Origin of the sequence: Arthrobacter gandavensis (assembly GCF_039528575.1) — a bacterium.
GTDB classification, from domain to species: Bacteria; Actinomycetota; Actinomycetes; order Actinomycetales; family Micrococcaceae; genus Arthrobacter_B; species Arthrobacter_B citreus_B.
In genome coordinates this window covers 1080226-1093728 of record NZ_BAAALV010000002.1, presented here as the reverse complement: position 1 = coordinate 1093728, position 13503 = coordinate 1080226, and the positions used below count along the sequence as shown (strand labels likewise).

Sequence of the window (13503 nt, the reverse complement as noted above, 5' to 3'; positions counted from 1 at the left end):
CCACCGGTGCCCGCTCGAATCGAGGAGGCCGTGGCGTCAGTCCTGTCCGTTGCTGCCGGAGAGAATGGCAGCACCATAGGCGGGAAGCTCCACGGCGCCGTCGTAGGTCAGGACCGGCGCTGTCTCCAGCAGGACCCGCACAGTGCCGTTGACGGGCACGGGCAGCTCGCGGGCAGAGTCCGCGAAATTCAGTGCGACGACGACGCCTCCGCGGTGGATGGTCAACCAGCGTGATATTTCGTCAAAGTCCACGCTGATGTTCCGGAAATCAGGTTCTGTCAGTTCCGGCACTGTCCGGCGCAGCGACAGCAGGTCGCGGTAGAGCCGGTGCAGCCTGGCATGCCCGTCATTGCCCACTTCGGACCAGTCGAGTTTTGACCGGGTGAAAGTATCGGGGTGCTGGGGGTCGGGAACCAGGGACGGGTCCCACCCCATCCTGGCGAATTCGGCGAGCCGTCCCTCAGCCGTAGCCTTGCCCAGCTCTTCTTCCGGATGGGACGTGAAGAACTGCCAAGGGGTGGAGGCCCCGAACTCTTCGCCCATAAAGATCATGGGGGTGTTCGAGGACGACAGGTTAAGCACAGCGGCGAGGGCCAGCTGGTCATAGCCGAGGACAGCCGTGTTCCGGTCACCGGCGGCCCTGTTGCCGATCTGATCGTGGTTCTGCACCGCAACCACCAGCTGCCGTGGAGTGATCACTGACTTCTCCAGCGGGCGGCCGTGGCTGCGCTGCCGGAAGGAGGAGAAGCTGCCGTCATGGAAGTACCCGTTGGTGATGACCCTCGCGATGGCCTCCAGCGAATCGAAGTCCGCGTAGTACCCCTGTGTTTCAGCGGTGAGGTTGCTGTGAACCGCGTGGTGGAAGTCATCGGACCACTGGCCCGCAATACCGTAGCCGTTGAGGTTCCGGGGCGTGATCAGCCGGGGGTTGTTCAGGTCTGATTCGGCAATCAGGAAAAGGGTTCCGCCCAGGTCCGCCGAGAGGTCATCCGTCAGGGTGGACATTTCCTCCAGGATATGGAGGGCACGCTCATCCCGAAGGGCATGCACCGCATCCAGGCGAAGGCCGTCAACATGGTAATCGCGGAACCACATCTCCACGTTGTCCAGGATGTACTGGCGGACAGGATCGGAAAGCGGACCGTCCAAGTTCAGTGAATCGCCCCACGTGGTGGCGCTGCCCTGCTGCAGGTACGGACCGAACAGCGGCAGATAGTTGCCGCTGGGACCAAGGTGGTTGTAGACAACGTCCTGGATGACTCCGATCCCGCGGGAATGGGCTGCATCAACGAAGCGCTGGTAAGCCTCCGGCCCGCCGTAGGCCTCGTGGACCGCGTACCAAAGCACGCCGTCGTACCCCCAGTTATGGGTGCCGTTAAAGGCGTTGACCGGCATCAGCTCCACATACTGCACGCCCAAATCCGCAAGGTAGCCGAGCTTAGCGGCGGCGGCATCAAGTGTCCCCTCGGGCGTGAACGTTCCTATGTGCAGTTCGTAGATCGCTCCGCCGGCCATGCCGGGAGAGACCCATCCAGAGTCCGTCCACTGAAATCCGGAGGGATCGAAGGTCCGTGAGAGGCCGTGGACTCCTTCGGGCTGCCGCCGGGAGCGCGGATCCGGGACCGGGGTTGCGGCGTCATCGATCAGGTAGCCGTAGTCGATCTCCTTACTTGCCGATTCCGCACCCGGGGCATGGACGGCATGCCACCATCCCCCGGCACCGGCATTCATGGGCACCTCGTCTCCGTCAGCAATCAGCCGCATGGACTGCGCCTGGGGAGCCCACACGCTGAATTTCGTGCTCATGATTCCTCCTGACGAACCAGCAGCGCCACGGGATAGTGCTCGAACACCTCTTCAGCTTCCACGCGTCCACCGTCATGCCTCTTGCCGGTCAGCCGGTCGGTGTAGGTGCCCGGCGGCAGGTGCACGATCGTTCCCCTCCATCCGCCTGCGGCTGCGAGCCCCAGGGGAAGCCTGGTCACCAAGGTGAGCGCACCGCCACGGTCAAATCCAAAAACGTGTTCCGAAGCCGGCCCCTCAGTGCCCAGGGCTGAATAGCCGCTGAAGAGTTCCGGCTGTTCCCGGCGCAGGCGCAGCGCCTCCCTGGTGACGTGGAACTTCACTGCTCCCGAATCATCTACCGGCCCAGGTGCGCTCTGGCCGGCTGCAGCCGCTGCCGTGCGGAGCGAGTAGTCCACCGGACGTCGGTTGTCCGGGTCCACCAGGGAGTGGTCCCACAGCTCCGTCCCCTGGTAAACGTCAGGGACACCGGGCATGGTCAGCTGCACAAGCTTGGCTCCCAATGCGTTGGACCACCCTGGCCCGGTGATGTGTTCAGCCACTGAGGACAGGACAACGTTGGCCCCGGGGTGGTCATAGGCACCGTCCACCAGCGCGTGAAGCTGCTTTTCGAACGCCTCATCCGGGGCAGTCCAGGTGGTGCTCTGCCCGGCCTCACGGGCGGCCTTCTCGGCGTAAGCGTGGGCGCGTTCGCGCTCCAGCGGCCAGGTTCCGGCAAGGGCCTGCCACAGCAGGTCTGCCAGCGGACGGTCGCCCAGCGGCAGAAACTCTTCCAGGGCCGTCACGGCCTCGGTCCACTCCTGCGGCATTTCGGACAGGACGCTGATCCGCGCCCGGGTGTCCTCGCTGCGTTTGGTGTCGTGCGTGCTGAGGGTGGTCATTGCCAGCGGAGCGTCCTGCTGCCGCACCAGCATGGCAAGGTGCAGGTCATGCGGTTCAAGGGCGAACAGGGAAGGATCAGCGCCCACCTCGTTCAGGGATGTGAGCCGGGAGTAGCGGTAGAACGCGGTGTCCTCAACGCCCTTCGCCATCACCATTCCGGACGTTTGCTGGAACCGTACCGGCAGTTCGTTCAGTCCGCCGGAGGGCTCGTCCCCCTCTCCGCGCAGGAGCGGCAGCAGCACGTCGAAGGCCGGTTCCAGGTCGGGGCGCCGCACCCGTGCATTCAGCGCGGCCTCCTCCAGATAGGCGGCACCGTCGGGAAGGTAGCTCCGGTAGACCGGGAAGCAGGCCAGCAGTTCGGCAATGGCATCCGCGGAAGTGGCCGCATCCAAGCCGGATTCTTCGGGCAACAGCCGCACCAGCCGCTGCACCTCCGACTGCAGCAGGCCATCGGCAACGGCCCTCTTGGTGTCGTGGATCATGTGGCGGTAAGGCTCGGCGTCGGAGGCGTTCGTGAGCAGCGCCGCTGCCTGCGGATCGACGAACAGCCGGTCCACCTCGGCGAGCGCGTCGTAGCCGGTGGTTCCGGCTACGGGCCACTGTTCGGGAAGCTTCTCGCCGGGCTCAAGGATCTTTTCCACCAGGACGTAGGCTCCGCCCGTGAGATCGCTGAGCTGCTCCAGGTACCCTGCCGGATCCGCCAGCCCGTCCGGATGGTCGATCCGCAGGCCGTCAACCAGTCCCTCGCGGAACCAGCGCCCTACTTCAGCGTGGGTTTCCTCGAAAACCCAGGGAACTTCCACGCGGACACCGGCGAGGGTGTTCACGCCAAAGAACCGCCGGTAGTTGAGCTCATCATCGGCACGGCGCCAGCTCACCAATTCGTAATGCTGGCGGTCGTGGACCTCACGGGGCGTGTCTCCGGGGGTATAGGTTCCCGCAGCGATCGGGAACGACTGCTCGTAGTAGTGCAGCGCTCCGTCCTCGATCCGCAGGTCCAGAAGTGCATCGCTGCTCTCCCCCAGTACCGGCAGCCGCAGCCGGCCAGCGCCAGCCTCCCAGTCGATGTCGAAGGCCTGCGCATACCGTGAGCCGCGGCCTTCTTCAAGGACCGACCACCACCATCGGTTGGCCGACGGCGTTGCAACGCCCATGTGGTTGGGAACAATGTCCACCAGCACACCCATGCCCGCCTGGTGCGCTGCGTCCGCCAGCGCCTGCAGTCCTTCCGGACCGCCGCGTGCCGGGTCGACGGTGGAAGGATCCGTGACGTCATAGCCGTGGGTGGAGCCCCGCTCTGCGGCAAGCAGCGGCGAGAGATATACCCAGTCCGCGCCCAGGTCCTTCAGATACGGGACCAGGGCAGCGGCGTCGTGCAGGGTGAAGCCTTCATGCAACTGCAGCCGGTATGTGGAGCGGGGCGCCCTCATACGCTGCTCTCCCGGGTCTTTGCCCCGGCCAGCGCTGCCAGTGAAGCCGCAACCGAGTGGTCGTGGACTTCTTCCTCCTGGGAGTGGGCGCGCAGAACAACCATGGATTTCGCAGCTACCTGCAGTTTGCCGTCGCTGCCAAGCGGATCCGCATCCGCTCCTTCGCCGGCCGTGTCGATGACCTGGTCCCACAGGTCGCCGTATTCCTGCGGCGGCAGGCTTACCGTCACGGCTTCGTCGTCAGCATTGAAGTACAGCAGGAAGCTGGCGTCGGTGATCGGTTGGCCCCTGCGGTCGTTGCCGCGGATGCCCTCTCCGTTCAGGAACACGCCCAGGGAGCGGCCCAGCTGGCTGTCCCAGTCTTCAGGGTTCATGGGGGTGCCGTCGTAGTTCAGCCACACGATGTCCGGCAGGACGTCTTCTTCCCCGCGCTCCACCGGACGTCCGTCGAAGAACCTGCGGCGACGGAACGTGGGGTGTTCGGCGCGCAGCTTGTTCACCGCGGCCGTGAACTCCATCAGCGGCGCATCCATGTTTTCCCAGTCGATCCAGGTCAGTTCGGAGTCCTGGGCATAGCCGTTGTTGTTTCCGTCCTGGGTCCGGCCCAGCTCATCGCCGTGGGAAATCATGGGAACGCCCTGGGAGAGCAGGAGCGTGGCCAGGAAGTTGCGCTGCTGCCGGGCCCTCAGGGAGAGGACCTTCGGGTCGTCAGTGGGACCCTCCGCGCCGCAGTTCCACGAACGGTTGTGGGATTCGCCGTCGTTGTTGTCTTCCCCGTTGGCCTCGTTGTGCTTTTCGTTGTAGGAGACCAGGTCGCGCAGCGTGAACCCGTCGTGGGCGGTGACGAAGTTGATCGAAGCGACCGGACGCCGGCCGGAGGACTCGTAGAGATCCGCTGAACCGGTGATGCGGGAGGCGAATTCGCCCAGCGTCGAGGGCTCTCCGCGCCAGAAATCCCGAACCGTGTCCCGGTACTTTCCATTCCACTCAGTCCACTGCGGCGGGAAGTTGCCCACCTGGTAGCCGCCGGGGCCAATATCCCACGGCTCAGCGATCAGTTTCACCTGGGAGACAACGGGGTCCTGCTGGACCAGTTCGAAGAAGCTGGAGAGGCGGTCGACGTCGTAGAACTCGCGGGCGAGGGCGGAGGCAAGATCGAAGCGGAAACCGTCTACATGCATTTCGGTTACCCAGTAACGGAGGGAATCCATGATCAGCTGCAGTGAATGCGGGTTGCGCACGTTCAGGGAGTTTCCGGTACCGGTGTAGTCCATGTAGTAGCGCTTGTCGTCCTCCACCAGCCGGTAATAGGCAGCGTTGTCGATTCCGCGGAAGGAAAGCGTGGGACCCAGCTGGTTGCCCTCCGCCGTGTGGTTGTAGACCACATCCAGGATGACTTCGATTCCGGCAGCGTGCAGGGCCTTGACCATGGCCTTGAATTCCTGGACCTGCCCGCCGTCATCTCCCGTAGAGCCGTACGTGTTCTGTGGAGCGAAGAAGCCAATGGTGTTGTAGCCCCAGTAATTGGAGAGCCCCTTTTCCTGCAGGGTCGAATCGTTCACGAACTGGTGGACCGGCATGAGTTCCAGGGCCGTCACGCCCAGCTTCTGCAGGTGCGCGATGACGGCCGGGTGGGCGATGCCGGCGTAGGTTCCGCGCTGTTCCTCGGGAATCTCGGGGTGCTGCTCAGTGAGGCCCTTGACGTGCGCCTCGTAGATCACGGACTGGTGGTACTCGGTGCGCGGACGCCGGTCTCCGTCCCAGTCGAAGAACGGATTGACCACCACGGCCTTCATCATGTGGGGTGCTGAGTCGTCGTCGTTGCGGGAGTCCTCGTCACCGAAGTTGTAGCCGAACAGGGACTGGTTCCACTCGATCTGGCCTGCGACCGCCTTGGCATAGGGGTCCAGCAGCAGTTTGCTGGGGTTGCAGCGGTTACCCTGCTCGGGGTCGTTGGGCCCGTCCACACGGTAGCCGTACTTCTGTCCCGGGACCACGTGCGGGAGGTAGCAGTGCCACACGTAGCCGTCCACTTCGGTCAGCGGAATGCACGTCTCAGCGCCGTCGTCGTCATAGAGGCAGAGGGTTACGGAATCCGCGACCTCGCTGTAGAGGGCGAAATTGGTGCCGTTTCCGTCGTAAGTTGCTCCCAACGGGTAGGCATCTCCGGGCCACACTTCCATTCAAAGCTCCTCACTGCGGTGGGTAGCAGGCAAAATACTATGCCTGCTTACTTTTCTACAGTATGCCAGCTTCCCCGGGCCCGGGACGCCACTGTTCCATGGCTGAAACCACCCGGCGGATGGCCTCGGGAAGCAGTGAAGGCTGCACAGGTCCCTGCTCAGCGGCGAGCCTGCCGGCACGGCCGTGGATGCTGGCGGCCGCGGCAGCCACCGCTGCGTAGTACCCGGGTGAGGGCGAAGACACACGGGCAGTGGAGAGCATCGCCCCGAGGATGCCGGAGAGGGTGTCCCCGCTTCCCGCCGTGGCCAGCCACGGAGTGGCTTCCGCCTGGCTGAAGACCTGCCCGCCGGGAGCTGCCACCAGTGTTGCCCATCCCTTCAGGAGGACTGTTGCGCCGGTCAGGGCTGCTGCCTTCTGCACCCAGGTGAGCGGATCGGCTTCAATCGCTTCGCGGTCCGCCTGTTCTCCCAGCCGGTTCAGCAGAGTGCTCAGTTCCCCGGCGTGAGGGGTAAGGATCACTTGTTCGCCTGTCCCCGGCTCGACGGCGGACAGCGCATCGGCGTCGATGACGCACGGGAGCCCGGAGGCCATCGCATCGGCGGCGCGGCGGCGCTGCGCCTCATCCGTACCTGCGCCCGGTCCGGCGACCCAGGCCTGCACATGCGTGAGCGCAACGGTGCTGTCCGCGCAGACGGCCTCCGGATGCGCCTGGTTGATGAGTCTGCGCACCGGTTCCGGCCCCAGATAACGGACCATGCCGGTTCCGGCAGCCAGGGCGGCGCCGGTGGCGAGTACGGCAGCACCGGGGTACGTGTCAGATCCGGCTGCGATGCCGAGAACTCCCCTGCTGTATTTCTGGTCTCCGGCTGCGGGCCGGGGCAGCAGGGATGCGACGTCCGGTGCAAGGAGCCGGTGCACGGCGGGCGTTCCAAGATTCGGGGTGATCCCAATGTCCACGACCTCGATGCGTCCGGAGGCTTCCGCGCCGGGCCCGGCGACCAGTCCGGTTTTCACGGCACCAAAGGTAACGGTGACGTCGGCGCTCAGATGCGGTCCCGGAGCCTGCCCGGTGTCGGCATCGATGCCGCTGGGCAGGTCGCAGGCGACGACGGCGGGAGCGTGCCCGCGGCGCGCTCTCGCAGGTGCCAGGCCGGCCAGGCCGGCTGCCGGGCCGCGCAGGCCTCCCTTGCCTCCGGTTCCAAGAATCCCGTCCAGGACCAGGTCCGCGTCTTCACAGAGCTGCCTGGCCTCGGCAGTGTTGTCTTCGCTGAGCGTGAGTACCCGCCCTCCTCCGGCCAGGAACGCGGCTAGGGCCTCAGTGTGCGCGGAGGACGAGGTGAGGACAGCGGTGGCTGCGCAGCCCCGCCGAAGCAGCCGGGATCCTGCGTACAGGGCATCTCCCCCGTTGTTCCCGGCTCCGGCAAGGACCACACAGGTTGACCCGTAGATTCGGCCGCGCCGATCTTTGAGCAGCTGCACGCAAACTGCATAGAGTCCGTGAGCTGCCAGCTGCATGAGCTCGGCGCCGGTGCCTGCGTCCAGGAGCGGACGCTCGGCTGCCCGGACCGCGGTCCCGGAGTACGCACTGATCATGCGTACCAGACTAGCCTTCTGCGACCACCATGGCAGTGGCCAAGTCCCCGTCATGGCTCAGGGACAGGTGCCAAACGCGTACTCCGCGTGCTTCGGCGGCCGCAGCAACCGTGCCTTCGACCCGGATCTTGGGTGCCCCGGCAGCGTCCAGTTCGACCTGGCAGTGCTGCCAGTTCATGCCTGCCGGCGCGCCGAGTGCCTTGGCCACCGCTTCCTTGGCGGCGAACCTGGCTGCCAGCGAACGCAGGTTCAGTTCCCGTTCAGCCGGGACGAACAGCCGTGCCCGCAGGCCCGGCGTACGTTCAAGCTGGCGCCCGAAGCGCGGGACATCCACCACGTCCACTCCGATACCGACAATCATGGTGTTCCCCCTTGGTCCCTTGGCTGACGGTGCTTATTCGACGGTGACGGACTTGGCCAGGTTGCGCGGCTGGTCGACGTCGTATCCCTTGGCAGTTGCCAGTACGCAGGCGAAGATCTGCAGCGGGACCGTGGTCAGCAGCGGAGCGAGCAGCGTGGGGGTCTCGGGCACGTAGAAGATGTGCTCTGCGTAGGCCTTGACTGCGTCGTCGCCCTCTTCGGCGATCACGATCGTCTTGGCGCCGCGGGCGCGGATCTCCTGGATGTTGGAAACCACCTTGGCGTGCAGTGAATCCCGTCCGCGCGGCGAAGGCACAACCACGAAGACCGGCTGGCCCTCTTCGATCAGTGCGATCGGACCGTGCTTCAGCTCGCCGGCGGCGAAACCCTCGGCGTGGATGTACGCCAGTTCCTTCAGCTTCAGGGCACCTTCCATGGCGACGGGGAAGCCCACATGGCGGCCGAGGAACAGGACGGAAGACGTATCTGCCATCAGGCTGCCCAGTTCCTTGATGTCTTCGGCGCTGTCCAGCACCTGCTGGATCTTGGCCGGGACCTTGGCAAGGTCCGCAAGGATGTCCTTGATTTCGCCCTGGAACTTGTTGCCGCGGATCTGCGCGAGGTACAGCCCCAGCAGGTAGGTGGCGGTGATCTGGGCGAGGAAGGCCTTGGTGGACGCGACGGCAATTTCCGGTCCGGCGTGCGTGTAGAGGACGGCGTCTGCCTCGCGCGGAATCGTGGAGCCGTTGGTGTTGCAGATGGCCAGCACCTTGGCGCCCTGTTCCTTGGCGTAGCGGACAGCCATGAGGGTGTCCATGGTCTCTCCGGACTGGGAGATCGCCACGATCAGCGTGTTGGCATCAACGATCGGATCCCGGTAGCGGAACTCATGGCTGAGTTCGACCTCCACGGGGATCCTGCACCAGTGCTCAATGGCGTACTTGGCCACCTGGCCGGCGTAAGCGGAGGTTCCGCAGGCCAGGACCATGATCTTGTTGATCGACTTCAGTTCCTCAGGGCTCACGCGCAGTTCATCCAGCGTCAGCCGGCCGTCTGCGTCCGAGCGGCCCAGCAGCGTATCTGCCACGGCCTGGGGCTGGTCGTTGATCTCCTTTTCCATAAAGGAGTCATAACCGCCCTTCTCGGCGGCGGCAGCGTCCCAGTTCACGTCGAACTCGGTACCTTCTGCGGGCACTCCGTAGAAGTCCGTGATCTCCACGCTGTCCGGGGTGATGGTGACGATCTGGTCCTGGCCCAGTTCCACGGCACGGCGGGTGAAGTCGATGAAGCCTGAAACATCGGAGCCCAGGAAGTTCTCGCCGTCGCCAAGTCCGACGACGAGGGGCGAGTTGCGGCGTGCGGCCACTACGGTGTCCGGGGAGTCGGCGTGGACGGCGAGGAGGGTGAAGGCGCCTTCCAGGCGCTGGCAGGCAAGCTGCATGCTCAGGGCAAGGTCCTTGTTGCCGGCACCGGCATAGATGCTGCCCAGCAGCGCCGCGGCGACCTCGGTGTCGGTTTCGGAGCGGAAGACCGCACCGGCTGCCAGGAGTTCTTCCTTCAGCTCGGCGAAGTTCTCAATGATTCCGTTGTGGATCACCGCAAGGCGGTCGTTGTCCGCAAGGTGCGGGTGGGCGTTGCCGTCGGTGGGTCCGCCGTGGGTGGCCCAGCGGGTGTGGCCGATGCCGGTGGTTGCCTCGGGCAGGGGCGCGGAGTCCAGTTCGGCGACAAGGTTGGCCAGCTTGCCGGACTTCTTCCTGGAATCGACTCCCCCGGGGGTGAGTACAGCGACTCCAGCGGAGTCATAGCCCCGGTACTCGAGGCGCTTCAGGCCCTCCATGACAACGTCCAGGGCACTGTGTCCGACTGCTGCGGCTGCACCCGGGCGGCCTGTATAACCTACGATTCCACACATGGTGCTAAGACTACCGGCACGAGCCGCTGCCGGTCTAAACGGCACCCCTGGCCCGCACCTGCCGGGAGCCCGCTCCGTTTGGATTGCCCGCCGGGGCAGTGCACAATTCCTAGAGTGACCGAACCAACTCCGAAGCCGGCGCCCGGCAACGGCCATGAGACTAACTTCACTCCGTTCGTTGAGCTGGACCGGCAAACCTGGTCGCGACTGTCCCATGAGATCGAATCTCCGCTGAACCAGGAGGACATTACCCGCCTCCGGGGACTGGGCGACCAGCTGAACCTGGACGAGGTTCGGGAGGTATACCTTCCGCTTTCCAGGCTGCTGAACCTTTACGTAGCAGCCGCCGGGAAGCTTCACAGCGCCACAACGACCTTCCTCGGCGAGCAGACCACGCGCACGCCCTTCGTCATTGGCGTGGCCGGTTCGGTCGCGGTGGGAAAGTCCACTACCGCCCGCGTGCTGCGGGAAATGCTGCGCCGCTGGCCGGACACCCCGAACGTCGAACTGATCACGACCGACGGATTCCTGTACCCGAACGCGGAGCTCAAGCGCCGCGGGCTGATGGAGCGCAAAGGCTTCCCGGAAAGCTACGACCGCCGCCGGCTGCTGCGTTTTGTCAGCGCGGTAAAGTCCGGGGCGGAGGAGGTGCGGGCGCCGCGCTACTCCCACCTGACGTATGACATTGTTCCCGGCTCGGAAATCGTGGTTCGGCGCCCCGATGTGCTCATCGTCGAGGGATTGAACGTGCTGGCCCCGGCCCGCACCCGTCCGGACGGCCGGTCCGGCCTGGCTCTTAGCGACTTCTTCGACTTTTCGATCTACGTTGACGCCCGTACCTCCTACATAGAGGAGTGGTACGTCCAGCGCTTCCAGTCACTGCGCAGCGGCGCATTCGCGAATCCGGCGTCCTACTTCCACCGCTATGCGGCCCTGACCGACCATGAGGCCCGCGAGACGGCCCTGGATATCTGGAAGCGGATCAACGAGCCCAACCTGGTGACCAACGTGCTCCCGACCCGCGGGCGCGCCCAGCTGGTACTCACCAAGGACGCTGACCACTCGGTCCGGCGAATGCTGCTGCGCAAAACCTGAAATCTTCGGTGAGTGCGGTGCCGGGGGCCCTGGGGCGGTTACTCTGGCGAGATGCTAAAGGGATTCAAAGACTTCATCATGAAGGGCAACGTCCTGGACCTGGCCGTTGCCGTAATCATCGGTGCTGCGTTTACGACAGTTGTGAACGCCTTGGTCAACTCAGTGCTTATGCCGTTCATTTCCGGGCTCGTCGGTTCGCCGAATTTCGACAGCTTCGCGGTGGTTAACTTCAACGGGAACCAGATTCAGTTCGGCGTCCTGCTGACCGCCGTCGTCAACTTCCTGCTCGTGGCAGCAGCCGTGTACTTCGCGATAGTGCTGCCAATGAACAAGATGATTGAACGCCGGAACCGCAGGCTGGGGATCACCCCGGAACAGAGTGCGGATCCTCAGGTGATGCTGCTGACCGAGATCCGGGATGCGCTCACCGCGCAGCCGCCCAACGGGGCAGCCCAGGCACCGGGCGGGCCCAAACACTAGCACCGCCCGGGCCTGGCAGCGTTAGACTCCTGCGCCTTCGGAGGCCTTCAGCGAGAGGTTCGCTTCGACGACGGCGGCCAGCTTGGCCGCAACGCTCTGTGCGGTGTCCATGTCTGCGGCTTCCACCATAACGCGCACCAGCGGTTCCGTACCTGAGGGACGCAGCAGGACCCTGCCGGTTTCCCCGAGTTTCTCCTGGGCGTCAATGACGGCCTGGCGGACAGCCTCATTGGTGGCTGCTGCCGTCTTGTCTACGTTCTTCACGTTGATGAGGACCTGCGGAAGCTTGTCCATGATGCTGGCAAGCTGCTTGAGGCTGCGGCCTGTCTTGGCCAGCTGGGCTGCCAGCTGCAGGCCGGTCAGGACGCCGTCACCAGTGGTGGCGTACTTGGAGAAGATAACGTGGCCGGACTGCTCACCGCCCAGGCTGTAGCCGCCCTCGCGCATGGCCTCCAGCACGTAGCGGTCGCCAACACCGGTTTCCCGGATGCTGATGCCGGCCTCGCGCAGGGCCAGTTTGAGGCCGAGGTTGCTCATGACAGTGGCTACGAGGGCGTCGTCCTTCAGCTCACCCGACGCTTTCATGGCTACGGCCATGATGGCCATGATCTGGTCACCGTCCACAATGCTGCCTTCGGCGTCCACGGCGAGGCAGCGGTCCGCGTCGCCGTCATGGGCGATGCCGAGGTCGGCTCCGTGTTCGAGGACCGCGGCCTGCAGCGGGCCCAGGTGGGTGGAACCATATCCGTCATTGATGTTCACGCCGTCGGGATCGGCGCCGATCACAATTACCTCTGCCCCTGCGTCTGCGAAGACCTGGGGCGAGCAGCCGCTTGCGGCACCATGCGCGCAGTCCAGCACGACTTTGATGCCATCAAGCCGGTTGGGAAGCGTCTGCAGCAGGTGTACGACGTACCGGTCCTCCGCGTCCGCGAACCGTTTGATTCGGCCGACTGCGGCTCCCGTGGGCCTGAGGCTGGGTACCTGCATCTCAGCTTCGATGGCATCTTCCAGGGCGTCGTCGAGCTTTTGTCCGCCACGGGCCAGGAACTTGATGCCGTTATCGGGTGCGGCATTGTGCGACGCGGAAATCATGACGCCGAAGTCTGCTTCCAGGTCCGCCACCAGGAACGCTGCGGCGGGAGTGGGAAGGATTCCGGCGTCGAAGACGTCCACTCCGGAGCTGGCCAGGCCAGCTTCTACGGCTGCGGAGATGAAGTCACCGCTAATGCGCGGATCCCGGGCTACCACTGCGACCGGACGCTTACCGTGGGGCACCTGCCGGTGTCCGAGCACCACTGCTGCGGCTTGCGCCAGGCCAAGGGCGACCTCTGCGGTAATGAGTCCGTTGGCCAGGCCCCGAACCCCGTCGGTACCAAACAGTCGTGTCATAGAAAATGTCCTTAAAGCATGCGGCCGCCAGGAAAAACCGGGAACATGGGGACTGCCCGGCCGGGGTTCAGGCGTAACCCCCGCGCCTATTCTGCCACTTCCCTATCACCTGCGGCGAAACGCTGGGGCCCTCCCGCCAGGTGAGACGGACGGATTTCGTCCTGCACGGACCGGGCACTCCTGCGCTGGCTTGGGGCAACAGTGCGCCGATGTCCGATGCGGCACAGCCGCCTGCCGGCGTCCAGCGCGGCCTGTCGCCTCCGTGTCCACTCCGCGCCGGCTCGCGGACCCGCCGCCACGTCCCTATAGTGCGTTTGCTTGCCAGGCACGCAGAAGGCAGGTACACAGAAGGCCCCCGGCAAATGCCGGGGG

At 64.9% G+C, this 13503-nt stretch carries 9 protein-coding genes; 2 read left to right on the top strand and 7 right to left on the bottom strand.

The genetic code is table 11. The features are described from left to right. Window positions 1-36: 36 nt before the first annotated feature. Genes treZ through glmS form a run of 6 tightly spaced genes read right to left on the bottom strand, consistent with a single transcriptional unit; the run spans window position 37 to window position 10164 of the window. Window positions 37-1806 carry a malto-oligosyltrehalose trehalohydrolase gene (gene treZ / locus ABFX29_RS08425; protein ID WP_152226516.1) on the bottom strand — a complete coding sequence of 590 codons (1770 nt, stop codon included), beginning with the start codon at window positions 1804-1806 and terminating at the stop codon, window positions 37-39. Continuing rightward, window positions 1803-4115, bottom strand: a complete 2313-nt coding sequence (gene treY, locus ABFX29_RS08420) for a malto-oligosyltrehalose synthase (RefSeq protein WP_152226514.1) — start codon at window positions 4113-4115, stop codon at window positions 1803-1805. The genes treZ and treY overlap by 4 nt, the downstream gene beginning before the upstream one ends. Next, on the bottom strand, window positions 4112-6298 hold the full coding sequence (gene glgX, locus ABFX29_RS08415) for a glycogen debranching protein GlgX (RefSeq protein ID WP_152226511.1): 2187 nt from the start codon (window positions 6296-6298) through the stop codon (window positions 4112-4114). The genes treY and glgX overlap by 4 nt, the downstream gene beginning before the upstream one ends. 55 nt (window positions 6299-6353) lie before the next feature. After that, window positions 6354-7892 carry an NAD(P)H-hydrate dehydratase gene (locus tag ABFX29_RS08410; RefSeq protein ID WP_152226509.1) on the bottom strand — a complete coding sequence of 513 codons (1539 nt, stop codon included), beginning with the start codon at window positions 7890-7892 and terminating at the stop codon, window positions 6354-6356. Between the two features lie 10 nt (window positions 7893-7902). Then, entirely contained in the window at window positions 7903-8253 is a 351-nt protein-coding gene (locus ABFX29_RS08405) for a holo-ACP synthase (protein WP_152226507.1), read from the bottom strand. A 33-nt stretch (window positions 8254-8286) separates the two neighbouring features. Continuing rightward, complete coding sequence (gene glmS, locus ABFX29_RS08400) at window positions 8287-10164, bottom strand: glutamine--fructose-6-phosphate transaminase (isomerizing) (RefSeq protein ID WP_152226505.1); 1878 nt, start codon at window positions 10162-10164, stop codon at window positions 8287-8289. Between the two features lie 114 nt (window positions 10165-10278). Here glmS and coaA point away from each other — a divergent pair, with 114 nt between their 5' ends. Both coaA and mscL read left to right on the top strand, forming a co-directional pair. Next, a complete protein-coding gene (coaA, locus tag ABFX29_RS08395; protein WP_152226503.1) occupies window positions 10279-11259 on the top strand; it encodes a type I pantothenate kinase in 981 nt (326 codons plus the stop codon). A 51-nt stretch (window positions 11260-11310) separates the two neighbouring features. Further along, window positions 11311-11739 (top strand): large conductance mechanosensitive channel protein MscL, encoded by a 429-nt coding sequence (gene mscL / locus ABFX29_RS08390; RefSeq protein ID WP_152226501.1) that lies wholly within the window; start codon window positions 11311-11313, stop codon window positions 11737-11739. A 21-nt stretch (window positions 11740-11760) separates the two neighbouring features. Here mscL and glmM read toward each other — a convergent pair whose 3' ends face one another. Beyond that, entirely contained in the window at window positions 11761-13131 is a 1371-nt protein-coding gene (glmM, locus tag ABFX29_RS08385; RefSeq protein ID WP_152226499.1) for a phosphoglucosamine mutase, read from the bottom strand. Window positions 13132-13503 lie beyond the last annotated feature (372 nt).